Below are 15,877 nucleotides of genomic sequence, written 5' to 3'. Positions count from 1 at the left end.
CTCCCCGGCTCTCGAGTCTAGTGAGCCGCGGCGAGGATGCTATCGTTCGGCATAGGCCAAAATAGTTCTTGTATCGCAGAGAGGGCGACGATGACAGACACAGAACAGGGCACCGCCACCGGGTCGAGCCGGGTCAAGCGCGGCCTGGCCGAGATGCTGAAGGGCGGCGTCATCATGGACGTCGTCACGCCGGAGCAGGCCCGTATCGCCGAGGACGCCGGCGCCGTCGCCGTCATGGCGCTGGAGCGCGTCCCCGCCGACATCCGCGCCCAGGGCGGCGTCGCCCGCATGAGCGACCCCGACCTCATCGAGGCGATCATCGCCGAGGTGTCCATCCCGGTCATGGCGAAGGCCCGCATCGGCCATTTCGTCGAGGCGCAGGTGCTGGAGGCCCTCGACGTCGACTACATCGACGAGTCCGAGGTGCTCTCACCCGCCGACTACGTCAACCACATCGACAAGTGGAAGTTCACCGTGCCGTTCGTCTGCGGCGCCACCAACCTCGGAGAGGCGCTGCGTCGCATCAACGAGGGCGCCGCGATGATCCGCTCCAAGGGCGAGGCCGGCACGGGCGACGTGTCGGAGGCGACCAAGCACATCCGCAAGATCACCTCGGAGATCAACGCGCTGAAGTCGATGACGCGCGACGAGCTGTACGTCGCCGCGAAGGACCTCCAGGCCCCCTACGAGCTGGTCGCCGAGATCGCAGAGACCGGCACGCTCCCCGTCGTGCTGTTCACCGCCGGCGGCGTGGCCACCCCGGCCGACGCGGCGATGATGATGCAGCTGGGCGCGGACGGCGTGTTCGTCGGCTCCGGCATCTTCAAGTCCGGAAACCCGGAGCAGCGCGCGGCCGCGATCGTCAAGGCGACGACGTTCTACGACGACCCCAAGGTCATCGCGGAGGTCTCCCGCGGTCTCGGCGAGGCCATGGTCGGCATCAACGTGTCCGACCTCGCCGCCCCGCATCGCCTCGCCGAGCGTGGCTGGTAGTCCAGCCGGAGCCACCGGCCCCCGCGTCGGCGTCCTCGCCCTGCAGGGCGACTTCCGCGAACACATCGCGGTCCTGCGGGGCCTGGGCGCCGACGCGGTCCCGGTGCGACGCCCGGAGGAGCTGGAGCAGGTCACCGGCCTCGTCATCCCCGGTGGCGAGTCGAGCGTCATGGACAAGCTGTCGCGCGCGTTCGGCCTCGCCGAACCGCTGAAGGCCGCGATCGCGGGAGGCCTCCCCGTCTACGGGACGTGCGCCGGACTCATCATGCTCGCCGACACGATCGTCGACGGCATCGCGGGGCAGCAGAGTCTCGGCGGCCTGGATGTCGCGGTCCGTCGCAACGCGTTCGGCTCGCAGGTCGACTCTTTCGAGATCGATCTCGACATCCCGCCTCTGGGCGAGGAGCCGGTACACGCCGTGTTCATCCGCGCGCCGATCGTGGAGAGCGTGGGGGAGCGCGCGACCGCTCTGGCGCGCGTCCCGGACGGCCGCGTCGTCGTCGCGGTGGAGCAGGGCGACCTCCTCGGCACGTCGTTCCATCCCGAGATCACCGGCGACACGCGCTTCCACGCGTACTTCCTCGCGAAGGTGCGCGCGCGGGGCTGACCTCTGGCCGCCGCTGCGTTGTTCTGCTTCGTCGGCGCCGTCGCTTCGGTGCACCGCGTGCTCGCGGCGCAGTAGCGCATCTCGTTGCTCTGGCGCTTCGATGCCGTCGCCTCCGGGCCGGCCATCGGTCGAGGCATTACTATGGACAGGTTCAAACGCAACTCGAGGGAGCACCAGTGTCCGGGCATTCCAAGTGGGCAACGACCAAGCACAAGAAGGCGGTCATCGACGCCCGTCGCGCCAAGTCGTTCGCGAAGCTCATCAAGAACATCGAGGTGGCGGCGAAGACCGGCGGCGCCGACATGTCCGGCAACCCGACCCTCGTCGACGCGGTCCAGAAGGCCAAGAAGACCTCCGTCCCCAACGACAACATCGACCGCGCCATCAAGCGCGGTGCGGGCCTCACCGGTGAGTCCATCGACTACACCACGATCATGTACGAGGGCTACGGCCCGGGCGGCGTCGCGCTGCTGATCGAGTGCCTCACCGAGAACAGGAACCGTGCCGCCGCCGAAGTGCGCACCGCGATGACCCGCAACGGCGGCACCATGGCCGACCCGGGCAGCGTCGCATACAACTTCCACCGCAAGGGCGTCATCGTGGTGCCGCACGCCGACGGCGTCGACGAAGATGCCGTTCTGTCGGCCGTGCTCGACGCCGGCGCCGAGGAGGTCACCGACCGCGGTGAGAGCTTCGAGGTGCTGACCGAGGCGACCGACCTCGTCGCGGCCCGCACGGCGCTCCAGGAGGCCGGCATCGACTACGACTCGGCCGACGCCGAGTTCGTCGCCACGGTCAACGTCGAGGCCGACGTCGAGGTGGCGCGCAAGGTGTTCCGTCTGATCGACGCCCTCGAAGACTCCGACGACGTGCAGAACGTCTACACGAACCTCGACCTCACCCCCGAGGTGCAGGCGCAGCTCGAAGACGACGAGTAAGGCGAAGGCGCCGCGATGACGATCCGGGTGCTCGGCATCGACCCGGGTCTGACGCGCTGCGGCGTCGGCGTCGTCGATGTGCGCGCCGACCGCCGCGCGACGCTGGTCGAGGTCACGGTCATCCGCACGCCGTCGGACATGCCGCTCGAGAAGCGGCTGCTTGCGGTCGGCACCGGCCTCGACGCACTGCTCGACGAACATCGGCCCGAGGTCGTCGCCATCGAGCGCGTCTTCGCCCAGCACAACCTCCGGACCGTGATGGGGGTGGCTCAGGTCAGTGGCGTCGCGCTGCACTCCGCTGCGCGTCGCGGCCTCCCTGTCGCCCTGCACACGCCGAGCGAGGTGAAGGCCGCGATCACCGGCTACGGCTCCGCCGACAAGCGTCAGGTGCAGGCGATGGTCGCGCGAATACTCGGGCTGGCGGAGGCGCCCAAGCCCGCCGACGCCGCCGACGCCCTCGCGATCGCCATCTGCCATGCGTGGCGCGGCTCACCGGCGGCCGACGCGGCGACGGCCGCCGAGTCGGGGGCGGCTCAGACTCCCGCCCAGGCGGCGTGGCGCGCCGCCGAGCGCTCCGCCCGCGCGTCGGCGGCGCCCCGTAGGCTGGCCAGGTGATTTCCTCCCTCCGCGGCACCGTTCTCTCGGCGATCGGCGGCTCCGCTGTGATCGAGGTGGGCGGCGTCGGCTTGGCCGTGCAGCTCACCCCCGACCACGCGCTGTCCCTGCGCGTCGGCGACGAGGCTTTCGTCCACACGTCCCTGATCGTGCGCGAAGACGCCCTGCAGCTCTTCGGCTTCGCCGACATCGAGCAGCTGCAGGTCTTCGAGCTGCTGAACGGCGTGTCAGGGGTCGGTCCGAAGTCGGCCATCGGCGTCCTGTCCGTGCTCAGCCCCGACCAGGTCGCCGACGCGGTCGCGGCCGACGACGACGCGCCGTTCCGCAAGGTGTCCGGGATCGGGCCCAAGACCGCCAAGCTCATCGTGGTGTCCCTGACCGGCAAGCTCGTCGCCGCCCGTCGCGCACCGACTCGCGCCGTGAAGGCCGGGGGGGCCCCCTCGGCGGTTCCCGACAGCGTGCTCGTGGCGCTGGTGGGTCTCGGCTGGCCCGAGAAGGTCGCCGCCGAGGCCATCGCCGACGTCGTCGCCGAGACGGATGAGAGCGCGCGTGATTCCGTGCAGACGCTGCTGCGGCTCACCCTCGCCCGGCTCGGCCCGGCCGCCGTGGGTCCGGCGAAGGGCGGCTCCCGATGAGCGACGACCTCACCGCTCCAGAGCTGGAGTCCGAGTCCGAGCTCGCGTTCGAGGGCGCCCTGCGTCCGCGCTCGCTCTCGGAGTTCGTGGGCCAGGCCAAGGTCCGCGGCCAGCTGCAGCTGCTCTTGACAGCGGCCAAGATGCAGGAGCGCACGGCCGACCACATCCTCCTCGCCGGCCCTCCCGGGCTCGGCAAGACGACGCTCGCGATGATCGTCGCGCACGAGAGCGAGCGCCCGCTCCGCCTCTCCAGCGGACCGGCGATCCAGCACGCGGGCGACCTCGCGGCCCTGCTGTCCTCCCTCACGCCGGGGGACGTGCTCTTCATCGACGAGATCCACCGGATGGCACGCTCGGCGGAAGAGATGCTCTACCTGGCGATGGAGGACTACCGCATCGACATCATGGTCGGCAAAGGCGCAGGCGCGACCTCCATCCCGCTCGACCTCGCACCGTTCACGCTCGTAGGCGCCACGACGCGCTCCGGCCTCCTGCCCAACCCGCTGCGCGACCGCTTCGGCTTCACCGCGCACCTCGAGTTCTACGACGAGGCGGAGTTGACGCAGGTGCTCTCGCGGGCCGCCGTCATGCTGGAGTTCGAGATCGACCGGGAAGCCCTCGCCGAGATCGCGGGCCGCTGCCGGGGCACTCCGCGCATCGCCAACCGATTGCTGCGCCGTGTGCGCGACTACGCGCTCGTCCACGGCCGCCGCGCCGACCTGGAGGCCGTGCGCTCGGCGCTCGAGCTCTACGACGTCGACGCGCTCGGTCTCGACCGCCTCGACCGCGCCGTGCTTCACGCTATCCTGGAGCGATTCGATGGCGGGCCTGTCGGGTTGAACACCCTCGCGGTCTCGGTCGGAGAAGAGGCGGAGACCATCGAGTCGGTCGTCGAGCCCTTCCTGGTCCGCATCGGTCTGCTGTCGCGCACGCCGCGAGGGCGGGTCGCGACACCGGCCGCGTGGCGTCACTTCGGAATGTCCAGCCCGCAGCCGGGCCACTCACAGCAACCCTCCTTGATGGATGACCTATAATTCAAGCTGGCCATTCGCCTACCCCCTTGACTTAACCGGAAGGTTCGGCAGACTTCATGCCCATTGATCCGTTGACAATTGTGATGGTCGTCATACTGGCGGCCCTCGTCTTCTTCATGTTCCGCAACAGCCGCAAGCGCCAGAAGGAGCAGGCGGAGACCCGTTCGAAGATGGTGCCAGGTGCCGAGGTCATGACCAACTTCGGGCTCTACGGCAAACTGCTGTCCGTCGACGAGGACGACAACACCGCGCTCATCGAGACCAGCCCCGGCCACGTCGTGAAGGTGCACCGTCAGGTGCTCGCGCGCGTCGTGGAACCGACCGCTCCCGAGACCGCCGACATTGAGGCCGCCGGTCCCGAGCTCAACCAGGATCACGCGATCTCGGTCGAGCCGTCGGAGCCGGAGTTCGGCGAGCGGATCGACGACGCGCCGAAGAAGCCCGGCGCCAAGAGCGACGACTGATAGCATCCCTGTGCTCCGCGCGCCGAGAGGGTGCGCGGATCGCTCGTAGAAAGCTGAGTTCCTAGGTGGCAAAGTCGACCCCGGTCAAAAAAGCCTGGCGTTCCTTGACGTGGCTCGGCGTCATCGTGGTGGTCCTTCTCGGGACCCTCACGGCAGGCGTCCTCTTCAGCAACGCGACGTGGCTGCCCAAGCTCGCGCTCGACCTCGAGGGCGGCACGCAGATCATCCTCGCCCCGCAGGTCGAGAACGGTCAGTCCGTGCAGCAGCAGCAGCTCGACCAGGCGGTCTCGATCATCCGTCAGCGCATCGACGCGTCTGGCGTGTCCGAGGCGCAGATCTCCACCGAGGGATCGCGGAACATCGTCGTCTCGCTGCCGGGCAAGCCCGACCAGCAGACGCTCGACCGCGTCAAAGCGAGCGCGCGCCTCGACTTCCGGCCGGTCCTGCAGACCAGCGGCCCGACCAATGAGGTCGTCGGCGCCGACGGCAAGTCGACGCCGGCGCCGAGTCCGGCGCCCGGCCTCCAGTCGACGCCGTCGACCAAGCCGACCAATGGCAGCGACCTCGCGTGGGTGACGCCCGAGCTGCAGGCGCAGTTCGGCGCGTACTCGTGCGCGGACAATAAGAACAAAGACCTCAGCGCCGCACCGACGAACAAGCCGCTGATCACGTGTGACGACGGCAACACGGTCAAGTACCTGCTCGGCCCGGTGGAGGTCAAGGGCCAGAACATCTCCGATGCGAGCGCCGGCCTGATGCAGAGCTCGCAGGGCGTGGCCACGGGTCAGTGGGCAGTCAACATCGTGTTCGACAGCACCGGCACCAAACAGTTCGCCGACGTCACGACCCGCCTCATCGGCCTCAAGGACGCGCAGAACCAGTTCGCGATCGTCCTCGACGGCCGCGTGATCTCCGCACCGACCACGCAGGCCGCCATCACCGACGGCAAGCCGCAGATCTCGGGCAACTTCACCGAGCAGAGCGCGAAGACGCTCGCCGACCAGTTGAAGTTCGGCGCGCTGCCGTTCAGCTTCAAGGTGCAGAGCCAGGACGACATCTCGGCGACGTTGGGCACCTCGCAGCTCATCAGCGGTCTCATCGCCGGTCTGATCGGTCTGATCCTGGTCGCGATCTACACGTTCTTCCAGTACCGCCTGCTCGGTCTGGTCACGATCTTCTCGCTCGTGGTCGCCGGTACGCTCACCTGGCTGACGATCTCGCTGCTGTCGTGGCACTACGACTACCGGCTCTCGCTCGCGGGCGTCGCCGGCCTCATCGTGGCGATCGGTTTCACGGCCGACTCCTTCATCGTGTACTTCGAGCGAATACGAGACGAGCTGCGCGACGGGCGAAGTCTCGAATCCGCGGTGGAGGCCGGCTGGGGCCGCGCCCGGCGCACGATCTATGCGTCCAAGGCCACCAACCTCCTTGCGGCCGTCGTGCTCTACGTGCTCGCGGCGGCGAACGTCCGCGGCTTCGCGTTCACACTCGGCCTCACGACGATCATCGACGTGATCGTGGTGCTGCTGTTCACACACCCGACGCTGCAGCTGCTCGCAAAGACCCGCTTCTTCAGCACCGGTCACAGCATGTCGGGTCTCGACCCCGACGCACTCGGCGCGGTGTACCGCGGAGCTGCCCGCTTCCGCACTCCGACGCCGGCCGCGGTCGGCGCAGGCAAGGCCGCCCGCAGCAGCGGGGAGGCCGCTCGCCGCCAGACGATCGCCGAGCGCAAGGCGGCGGAGCTCGCCTCCGCCTCCGCCTCGACCTCTTCGTCGTCGGATCGCTCGTCCGAGGGGAAGGACAACTGATGGCCAGCCGCCTCACCAAATTCGGAAATGACCTCTACACCGGCGCTCGGTCGTTCGACTTCGTCGGCAAGCGCAAGATCTGGTACACGATCGCGATCGTCCTGGTCGTGCTCTCGATCCTGGTCCCCATCGTCAGGGGCGGGTTCAACTTCTCGATCGAGTTCCGCGGCGGATCGCAGTTCCTGATCAGCAACGTGCACAGCACCGACACGTCGAAGGCGCAAGGCGCAGTGCAGGGCGTCGTGCCGAATGCGGTCTCGCACGTGAGCGTCGTCGGCAACAACGCCATCCAGGTGCAGACCGATCAGCTGTCCGACACCCAGAGCAAAGCCGTCGGCGACGCGCTGGCGAAGGCGTACGACGTGTCGTCCTCCGAGGTCTCGTCGACCTTCATCGGTCCCTCCTGGGGTGCGGACGTGACACAGCAGACCATTCAAGGTCTGATCGTCTTCCTCCTCCTCGCGTTCATCGCCATGGCCTTGTACTTCCGTACCTGGAAGATGTCGGCGTCGGCAATCATCTCGCTGTTCCACGACCTCATCATCACGGCGGGCATCTACGCGCTCGTCGGGTTCGAGGTGTCGCCGGCCACGATGATCGGCTTCCTGACGATCCTCGGCTACTCGCTCTACGACACGGTCGTCGTCTTCGACAAGATCCGCGAGAACACCAAGGAAGAGCTGGAGCTCACGAGGCGGACGTTCCCGGAGGCCGTCAACCTCGCCGTCAACCAGACGCTGGTGCGCTCGATCAACACCGCTGTCGTCGCAGTGCTGCCGGTCGCGTCGATCCTCTTCATCGGCGCCTACGCGTTCGGCGCGGCGACGTTGCGCGACATCTCGCTCGCGCTCCTCATCGGCATCATCGTGGGAACATACTCGACGATCTTCCTGGCGGCCCCGATGTACTCGCAGTTCCGCGAAGGCGAGGCGGCGATCAAGAAGCACGACCAGAAGGTGCGATCGGTCCGTCCCAAGGCGACCGTCTCCGCGGTCGAGCCCATAGCCGCGGAATAGCGGGCACATGTGAGCGGTTTCTACCTGCCGGACGACGAGGTGAGCGCCGCGCGTGCGCGTGAGCTCATCGATTCCGGAGCGGCGTGGCTGCTCGACGTCCGCGAGATGGACGAGTGGGAGGCCGGCCATGTGCCGCAGGCCCATCACATCCCGCTCTCGGATCTCGGCAACCGCCAGCACGAACTGCCGGAAGACGCTCAGATCCTGGTGATCTGTCACAGCGGGGCGCGCTCTCGGATGGTGACGGAAGCGCTCCTGCAAGCGAATTATCCGGCGGCGAACGTCGCAGGCGGGATGCTCGCCTGGCAGGCCTCCGGGGGCGCACTGTCCGGGCCGGACCACCGGCCATAATGGACGAGAGGAGGCGCGCACATGGTTGACACGACGACACCGCAGTCCGCTTCGCTGCGCCGCCTCGTTCCTCGGATCTTCTCGCGGGCACAGCCTGCCGGCGCGGTCGACACCCTGATCCGCACGGTGCGCATGCACCATCCCAAGGCAGACCTGTCGCTCATCGAGCGCGCGTACGCGGTGGCCGAGCGGGCCCACGACGGTCAGAAGCGCCGCTCGGGTGAGCCGTACATCACCCACCCCGTCGCGGTCGCTCAGATCATCGCCGACCTCGGCATCGGCGCCAAGACGATCGCCGCAGCGCTGCTGCACGACACCGTGGAGGACACCAGCTTCACGCTGGACGAGTTGCGGGACCAGTTCGGCGACGAGATCGCCATGCTCGTCGACGGGGTCACCAAGCTCGACAAGGTCAAGTACGGCGACAGCGCGCAGGCCGAGACCGTCCGCAAGATGATCGTTGCGATGTCGAAGGACATCCGCGTTCTCATCATCAAGCTGGCCGACCGGCTGCACAACGCGCGCACGTGGGGTTTCGTGCCGGCCGCCAATGCGACGCGGAAGGCGACGGAGACCCTCGAGATCTACGCCCCGCTGGCGCACCGTCTCGGCATCCAGACCATCAAGTGGGAGCTCGAGGACCTCTCGTTCGCTGTGCTCTACCCTAAGCTGTACGCCGAGATCGAGAGCCTGGTGAAGCAGCGGACCCCGGAGCGCGAGCGTCTCGTGCAACAGGTCATCGACGCGATCAACGACGACCTCAAGACCGCGAAGATCCGCGGCAAGGTGGTCGGCCGCCCTAAGCAGTACTACTCGATCTACCAGAAGATGGTCGTGCGCGGGCGCGAGTTCGACGACATCTACGATCTGGTCGGCATACGGGTGCTCGTGCCCACCGTGCGCGACTGCTACGCGGTGCTCGGCTCGATCCACGCCCGCTGGACGCCGATGCCAGGGCGCTTCAAGGACTACATCGCGACGCCGAAGTTCAACCTCTACCAGTCGTTGCACACCACGGTGATCGGACCCCAGGGGCGTCCCGTCGAGATCCAGATCCGCACGGAGGAAATGCACCAGCGTGCGGAGTTCGGTGTTGCGGCGCATTGGAAGTACAAGGAGCAGACCACCGGCAAGAGCACCGGAGGCCCCGGCAAGGTCGACACCGATCTGGCTTGGCTCGCACACATTTCCGACTGGCAGGCCGAGACGGCGGACCCGTCGGAGTTCCTCGACTCTCTGCGATTCGAGATCGGCGCGAAAGAGGTCTACGTCTTCACACCGAAGGGACGCGTGATCGGCCTTCCCGCCGGCGCGACCCCGGTGGACTTCGCGTACGCCGTGCACACCGAGGTCGGGCACCGCACCATGGGAGCGAAGGTGAACGGGCGCCTGGTGCCGCTGGAGAGCTCGCTCTCGACCGGCGACGTCGTCGAGATCTTCACGTCGAAGAACCCGGATTCCGGGCCGAGTCAGGACTGGCTGAACTTCGTCAAGAGCCCGCGGGCGCGCAACAAGATCCGCCAGTGGTTCACCAAGGAGCGCCGCGACGAGGCCATCGAGCAGGGCAAGGACGCCATCGCCCGCGCGATGCGCAAGCAGAACCTCCCCTTGCAGAAGCTGATGACGCAGGACGCCCTGGTCGAGGTCGCGTCGTCGCTCAAGCACCCCGACGTCTCGTCGCTGTACGCCTCGGTGGGCGAAGGTCATATCTCGACCCAGTCTGTGATCGAGAAGATCGTCGCTTCGCTGCAGAGCGAGGTCGAGTCCGACGGCGAGCTTGAGATCCCGGTCAAGGGTCGTGGAAAGCAGCTGCGCAACAGCGACTCGGGCGTGCTCGTGCGCGGCGCCCCCGACATCCTCGTGAAGCTCGCGAAGTGCTGCACGCCGGTCCCCGGCGACCCGATCGTCGGGTTCGTGACGCGCGGTCAGGGCGTCTCGGTGCACCAGGCCAACTGCCACAACGTGCAGTCGCTGCTGCAGGAGCCCGATCGCATGATCGATGTGGAGTGGGCGCCGAGCTCCAAGAGCGTCTTCCTGGTGCAGATCCAGGTGGAGGCGCTCGACCGCTCGGGTCTGCTCTCCGACGTCACGCGCGTGCTCTCCGAGCATCATGTCAACATCCTCTCTGCGACGGTCACCACCTCCAGCGATCGGCTGGCGCTGAGCCGGTTTGTGTTCGAGATGGGGGACACCACCCACCTCGACCGCGTGCTCAACGCGGTGCGGCGGATCGACGGCGTCTACGACGTGTACCGCGTCAGCGGCGGCTGAGCCGTCTCTCGAGAGCTTCCGGTGCTCCCGGCAGTTGCGTCCGTTCCACCAGCGCCAGGCGCATGACCGCCCGCGCACTGCCACGCCTGCGCGACCGCGCGAGGCGATCCCTGAGTTCACCGGGCGACGCCCGCGCGATCGCGAGGAGGTGTCGCACCTCGAGAGCGTTCGCCGGGTCGAACGTCGGGCTCGTGAGCACGAGGTCCAGCGCGGTGCGCAGTGGCTCTGTCAGGCGGACTCCGCCGAGTTCGATCGTGTCACCGTGGAGCAGAGCGTGCTGGTGTGCGTCGAACCCTGTGGGCACCCGGCCTCGGCTCTCGCGGTCGATGCACACCTGCGGCAGCAGGGGAGGGGTGGAACGCGTGCCGTGGATCCAGGCCGCGGTGCCACGGTCGGCGACCAGACGACCAGGACGGAGCGCGCCGAACGCGTGTGCGCGCAACTCCGGCGTGTCGGGAGTGTCTGGCGTGGCGAACGCGTCACCGACCCGATAGAGCTGGCCGTCGAGAACCAGGGCGAACAGCTCGGCCAGCGGGAGAACGCTTCGGTCGAACAGGAGCGGGCATGCTGTGGTCATGCCTCCAGCCTGGCGCTGCTGACGATGCGCACGGGCGCGGATCAGCGAACCCGTGGAGACTTCGCGTGCGAGCCGAATTGTGGAGGACGGCGCGGGTGCGAGGGAAAGCGTCAGCCGAGCGCGTCGAGCCAGACCTTGCGGGCGTCGAGGGCCTCCTGCGCCGCTGTGACCTTGGCGGAGTCGCCGCTGGCCTTGGCATCTTCGAGCTCCTGCTCGAGCTTCGCGATCGCCGCGTTGAGCTGACTCGCGAGCCCCTCTGAGCGCGCCTTCTTCTCGGGGTTGTTGCGCTCCCAGTGCTCCTCGTCGAGACGGCGCACGGCCGACTCGACCTTACGCAGCCGATCCTCGATCGGACGGACCTGGTCGCGTGGCACGCGGCCGATGGCATCCCAGCGCTCCTGGATCGTGAGCAGCTTCGTCCGCGCGGTCTCGCGGTCCTTCTCGTGCAGGAGCGGCTCGGCCTCATCGAGCAGAGCGAGTTTGAGCTCGAGGTTGGCCTGGTACTCCTCGTTGTCGCGGGCGTCCACCTCGGCTTTCGCCGAGTAGATCGCGTCGCCCGCAGCCTTGAAGCGCGCCCACAGAGCGTCGTCGTTCTTCTTGCCCGCGCGACCGGCGAGCTTCCACTCGTCGAGAAGCCGGCGGTACTCCGGCACCCCGTCGGCGCCGAATGGCACCAGCCGCTCCGCCTGCTCGATGAGTGCGTTCTTGCGGGAGCGGACGTCGCGGTGCTGGTTGTCGAGCTCCGCGAAGAAGGCCTTGCGGTTGTGCTCGATCGTCGAGCGTGCCGTCCGGAACCGCTTCCAGAGTTCGTTGGCCTCGTTCTTGGGCAGCCGGGGACCGTCGTGCTGGTGCGCCTGCCAGCTGGCGAACAGGGCGTCGAGCTCGGCCGTGGTCTGCTTCCATTGCGTGCGCGCCGGATCCTGTGCCGCGAGCGCCTCGGCCTGCTCTACGATCGCGGTACGATCGGCGATCGCCTGCTCGAGGGCGGCCTTGGCCTCGGCGCTCTGCTGCTCGGTGAGCTCCTCCACGGTGCCGCCGAGCGCTTCCAGCCGGGCCAGCAGCGACGGGAGGTCGCCGACGGCGTTCGCGGCTTCGACCGAGGTGCGGAGGCTGGCGACCGACTTCGCGACGTCGGCAGCGGGTGCGCCACGGCGTGCGCGCTGCTCGAGGAGGCCGACCTGACCGGCGAGGTCGGTGTACTTGCGCTCGAAGTACGCGAGCGCCTCCTCCGGAGTGCCGTCCGGGTACTCGCCGACGGCTCGCTCGCCGTCGCCCTCACGGACGTACACGGTGCCGGTCTCGTCGACGCGACCCCAGGGGTGCTGTTCAGAAGTAGCCAAGAGCCTCACCTTGCTTGCGGTGCCACGTATGGGAATCAGCCTATTGCACACGCACGATCACTGCAGCGTGAAGCCGTCGATCTTCGTCGCCACGACGGGCTTGCCATTTGTCCCGCCGCCCTGAACGCCCTTGTCGGCGATGTGGCTCTTGAGTTCTGCCAATCCGCTTGTAACTGTTCCCAGGACGGTGTAACCACCCGCGGAATCCGTTGGGATAGTGGTGTCTTCGTAGACGATGAAGAATTGGCTGCCCTGGCTGTTTGCATTGTCGCTTTCACGCGCCATTGCGATCGTTCCGGCTTTGTAGTGGTTGTCTGCCGGTGCGTTTTCGACGGGGCCGTATGTGTAGCCGGGACCGCCTGTGCCGTCCCCCTTGGGATCTCCACACTGCAGGATGAAGAACCCTCCGTTGGTGAGCCTGTGGCAACTCAGCCCGTCGTAGAAACCTCGCTGAGTGAGATACACCGTGGAAGACACAGCTTGGGGTGCTTTTGCGCCATCTAGAGCCACCTCGAGATGAATGCCGTTAATAGTCAACGTGCCCGTCCACGTGCGGTCTTGTGCGAGCGACTTCGGCGGGAGCGCCAAAGCAGATGACGACGGTGACGGCGTCGCAGACGAACTCGTTGCTGCAGGCTTAGAAAAATACAGCAACTGTGTAGCTACCGCGAGTAGGACGATCGCGATGACGGCCACTCCGGAAATCCAATTGTCTCGTCGTCGCCGTTGGGACTTCTGGTGATGAACGGTCTGTCGTGCTTGGTACGCGCGGAGCCGTTCACGGGCTTGGCGTGCTTCGCGAGCGTTCTGATTGCTTGGTGACACGCATTCCTCCAGGCGCTGAAGACGACGGTGGTTCTCGAAGTAGTTGATTCAGTTGGTCCCCAACCATTGCAGAACGATATCTGCCGACTTCCGTGATGCAAAACTGTGCTGGAGCAATAGGCACGCACCGCAGACCGCGCTCGAGGTAGCGCCCAGTATGCGCCAGCGGACGTACCGATTTGTAAAATACAAAATGGAAAAATCGCAAATTGCTTACTTCGAAGCAAAGCTCTAGCGTATGAGGCTCGGCCAGACTGTTGGCCGATATCGACACCAGGAAAAGACGCAATGATGAGAAACATTCGAAGTATGGTTCAGCGACTCAGTGGTTTACGCCGGCTCGGGCTTGCGACCGCAGCGGTCTTGGGCTTGGCGGCGACGAGCTTGCTCTTTGCTGCGCCAGCACACGCGGAAGCATGCAATCCGATGCAGAGGCAATTCGTGATATACGAGGCGTCGATGCCGATTCCGCTGGGCACAATCACCCTGAATACCAACATCTGCATGAACGGCAGTGTTATGACCTCATCGACCGCAAATATGACGTGGAGTGCATCGCCGGCGGGAATGGTGGCGGGATGGCGCTTTGATAACAACACGACGCAGCGCTTGAGCACGGGGCCGGACAACGCTGCTTGGGTTTCGAGCGCGACGCTCAAGTTGTGCGTGCCGAGTCAGGTCTCGCCGCTCTGCTCGAACGGCGAGTCATTCAAGATTAACAACTATGCCTATCGTGCTGGATTCGTCGGCCCACAACGCGGAGCTGAGTTCTACTGCACCAACTCTTATTGCCAGCTGTCTCTCTAGTAGTACTTGGTTAGGTCTTGTTAACTCTGGCTGAGGCTGTTAATCTCGCGGGGTGGATCGGGTTGAGATCGAGCGGGTGCGCGGGGAGTTGGACGAGTTCGTGGGCGAGGTCTTCGCGTCGCTTGCGCGGAAGGATCAGCGGGCGAAGGGTGGCCTGTATTTGCAGGGGCTGATGCTGGAGGGTCGGCGTAAGTCGATGCAGCCGATGGGTGATCGGCTCGGGATCGATTACCAGCAGTTGCAGCAGTTCGTGTCCTCGTCGCGGTGGCCGGTCGAGCCGGTCCGCAGGCAGCTCGCGCGTGCGGGCGTCGGACTGATCGGCCCGGAAGCGTGGGTGGTTGATGACACCGGGTTCGTGAAAGACGGCCCGGCCTCTCCTGGCGTCGCCCGCCAGTATTCGGGCACCTTGGGGAAGATCGGGAACGTGCAGATCGGCGTCAGCGTGCATGCTGTCACCGATGCTGCGTCGTGTCCGCTGGGGTGGCGGCTGTTCTTGCCAGAGTCGTGGGACGACGCCTGCGCGGATACGAACGAGGACGCTGAGCAGATCGCGGCGCGGCGGGTGAAGGCGCAGATCCCGGACACCGTCCGGCACCGCGCCAAGTGGGAACTCGCGCTGGAGATGATCGACGAGCTGGGCTCGTGGGGGCTGCGCCCGCCGGTGATGGTCGGCGATGCCGGCTATGGGGAGATCGGGTCCTTCCGCACCGGCCTGACCGAACGAGCGATCCCCTACATCGTGCAGGTGAAGTCGTCGACGAGCGTGCACGATGCCGCCGCCCGGTTCGAGATGCCCGAACAGACCGGGAAACGGGGGCGCCCGTTCACTACGGCCAGTTACCGGAGCACCCCGGTCCAGGCGAAGGCCTACGCCGAGGCCCTGCCCGCCGGCGCGTTCCAGCAAGCGTCCTGGCGGCAAGGGTCGAAAGGTGCCATGACCAGCCGGTTTGCCGCAACACGAGTGCGTCCCGCGAACCGAAACCTGCCCCGCAACCCAGACGGGTCGTTGCCCGACTGCTGGTTGTTGATCGAGTGGCCCCACGACGCCACCGAGCCCACCGATTACTGGCTCTCCACGCTCCCGCCCGACACGCCGACCACCGAGCTCGTCCGGCTCGGGAAGATCCGATGGCGCATCGAGCACGACTACCGCGAACTCAAACACGGCCTCGGGTTGGACCACTTCGAGGGCCGCACCTGGCTCGGCTGGCACCACCACGTCACCCTCGTCACCGCCGCACACCTGTTCATCACCACCCAACGACTGGCCGCCGACCCAAAAGCAGCAGGGGCAGCCTGAGCTTCTACGAGATCCTCCGCGAACTCCAAACCGCGGTCATCCGACTCCTCAGCCACTGCCCCTACTGCAAACGCGCCGGACCAACCTAACCAAGTACTACTAGGAGGTGCGACGATGATTAATGTCCGGAAAATCAAGGTCAGGCAGTGGGCCCCACTGACAGTCCTCGCGGCCGGTATAGTTGGATCCGCGGCCGGCGAGTTTGCAGGCCAGGCGAACTCATGGCTGTGGTTTGGGGCCGGTGCTCTCGTAGCCTTATTCTTGGCCCTCATCGCGGCCTTCCGTCCGAGTGC

General features: G+C 66.7%; 16 protein-coding genes. 12 read left to right on the top strand and 4 right to left on the bottom strand.

Features of this window, described 5'->3' with window-relative positions:
- Nucleotides 1–90 precede the first annotated feature (90 nt).
- The 11 genes from pdxS to ACPPVW_RS17060 all read left to right on the top strand — a co-directional run bounded on the left by pdxS (nucleotide 91) and on the right by ACPPVW_RS17060 (nucleotide 10,735).
- Nucleotides 91–993, top strand: a complete 903-nt coding sequence (gene pdxS, locus ACPPVW_RS17110; RefSeq protein ID WP_426624265.1) for a pyridoxal 5'-phosphate synthase lyase subunit PdxS — start codon at nucleotides 91–93, stop codon at nucleotides 991–993.
- Nucleotides 983–1,600, top strand: a complete 618-nt coding sequence (gene pdxT / locus ACPPVW_RS17105; protein ID WP_426624264.1) for a pyridoxal 5'-phosphate synthase glutaminase subunit PdxT — start codon at nucleotides 983–985, stop codon at nucleotides 1,598–1,600. Before pdxS ends, pdxT begins: the two co-directional genes overlap by 11 nt.
- Nucleotides 1,601–1,776: 176 nt before the next feature.
- Nucleotides 1,777–2,538, top strand: coding sequence for a YebC/PmpR family DNA-binding transcriptional regulator (locus ACPPVW_RS17100; protein WP_426624263.1), 762 nt, complete (start codon nucleotides 1,777–1,779; stop codon nucleotides 2,536–2,538).
- Between the two features lie 21 nt (nucleotides 2,539–2,559).
- Nucleotides 2,560–3,153 carry a crossover junction endodeoxyribonuclease RuvC gene (gene ruvC / locus ACPPVW_RS17095; protein ID WP_426626333.1) on the top strand — a complete coding sequence of 198 codons (594 nt, stop codon included), beginning with the start codon at nucleotides 2,560–2,562 and terminating at the stop codon, nucleotides 3,151–3,153.
- Nucleotides 3,150–3,788 (top strand): Holliday junction branch migration protein RuvA, encoded by a 639-nt coding sequence (gene ruvA / locus ACPPVW_RS17090; RefSeq protein ID WP_426624262.1) that lies wholly within the window; start codon nucleotides 3,150–3,152, stop codon nucleotides 3,786–3,788. Before ruvC ends, ruvA begins: the two co-directional genes overlap by 4 nt.
- Entirely contained in the window at nucleotides 3,785–4,822 is a 1,038-nt protein-coding gene (gene ruvB, locus ACPPVW_RS17085) for a Holliday junction branch migration DNA helicase RuvB (protein ID WP_426624261.1), read from the top strand. The genes ruvA and ruvB overlap by 4 nt, the downstream gene beginning before the upstream one ends.
- A 56-nt stretch (nucleotides 4,823–4,878) precedes the next feature.
- Entirely contained in the window at nucleotides 4,879–5,286 is a 408-nt protein-coding gene (yajC, locus tag ACPPVW_RS17080) for a preprotein translocase subunit YajC (RefSeq protein WP_426624260.1), read from the top strand.
- A 65-nt stretch (nucleotides 5,287–5,351) separates the two neighbouring features.
- Nucleotides 5,352–7,097, top strand: coding sequence for a protein translocase subunit SecD (secD, locus tag ACPPVW_RS17075; protein WP_426624259.1), 1,746 nt, complete (start codon nucleotides 5,352–5,354; stop codon nucleotides 7,095–7,097).
- Nucleotides 7,097–8,113, top strand: coding sequence for a protein translocase subunit SecF (gene secF / locus ACPPVW_RS17070; RefSeq protein WP_426624258.1), 1,017 nt, complete (start codon nucleotides 7,097–7,099; stop codon nucleotides 8,111–8,113). The genes secD and secF overlap by 1 nt, the downstream gene beginning before the upstream one ends.
- Nucleotides 8,114–8,122: 9 nt before the next feature.
- Entirely contained in the window at nucleotides 8,123–8,464 is a 342-nt protein-coding gene (locus tag ACPPVW_RS17065) for a rhodanese-like domain-containing protein (protein WP_426624257.1), read from the top strand.
- Nucleotides 8,465–8,485: 21 nt separating this feature from the next.
- Nucleotides 8,486–10,735 (top strand): RelA/SpoT family protein, encoded by a 2,250-nt coding sequence (locus tag ACPPVW_RS17060; protein ID WP_426624256.1) that lies wholly within the window; start codon nucleotides 8,486–8,488, stop codon nucleotides 10,733–10,735.
- On the opposite strand, the gene ACPPVW_RS17055 is transcribed toward ACPPVW_RS17060, so the two are convergent.
- From ACPPVW_RS17055 to ACPPVW_RS17040, 4 genes are all read right to left on the bottom strand, one after another.
- The gene (locus ACPPVW_RS17055; protein ID WP_426624255.1) at nucleotides 10,722–11,312 is read right to left on the bottom strand and encodes a type IV toxin-antitoxin system AbiEi family antitoxin; all 591 of its coding nucleotides are present in this window, start codon (nucleotides 11,310–11,312) and stop codon (nucleotides 10,722–10,724) included. The genes ACPPVW_RS17060 and ACPPVW_RS17055 overlap by 14 nt on opposite strands.
- Nucleotides 11,313–11,422: 110 nt before the next feature.
- Nucleotides 11,423–12,652 (bottom strand): DUF349 domain-containing protein, encoded by a 1,230-nt coding sequence (locus ACPPVW_RS17050; protein ID WP_426624254.1) that lies wholly within the window; start codon nucleotides 12,650–12,652, stop codon nucleotides 11,423–11,425.
- Between the two features lie 57 nt (nucleotides 12,653–12,709).
- Nucleotides 12,710–13,348: a peptidylprolyl isomerase gene (locus ACPPVW_RS17045; RefSeq protein ID WP_426624253.1), complete on the bottom strand. Its 639-nt coding sequence runs from the start codon at nucleotides 13,346–13,348 to the stop codon at nucleotides 12,710–12,712.
- Nucleotides 13,349–13,791: 443 nt separating this feature from the next.
- Entirely contained in the window at nucleotides 13,792–14,136 is a 345-nt protein-coding gene (locus ACPPVW_RS17040; RefSeq protein WP_426624252.1) for a hypothetical protein, read from the bottom strand.
- A 200-nt stretch (nucleotides 14,137–14,336) separates the two neighbouring features.
- Between ACPPVW_RS17040 and ACPPVW_RS17035 the strand changes: the two genes are divergently transcribed.
- Entirely contained in the window at nucleotides 14,337–15,584 is a 1,248-nt protein-coding gene (locus ACPPVW_RS17035; protein WP_426624251.1) for an IS701 family transposase, read from the top strand.
- Nucleotides 15,585–15,877 lie beyond the last annotated feature (293 nt).

The sequence above is a fragment of the Leifsonia sp. McL0607 genome (assembly GCF_049993355.1).
Lineage (GTDB): Bacteria > Actinomycetota > Actinomycetes > Actinomycetales > Microbacteriaceae > Leifsonia.
This window is presented reverse-complemented; position numbering and strand designations above follow the sequence as displayed.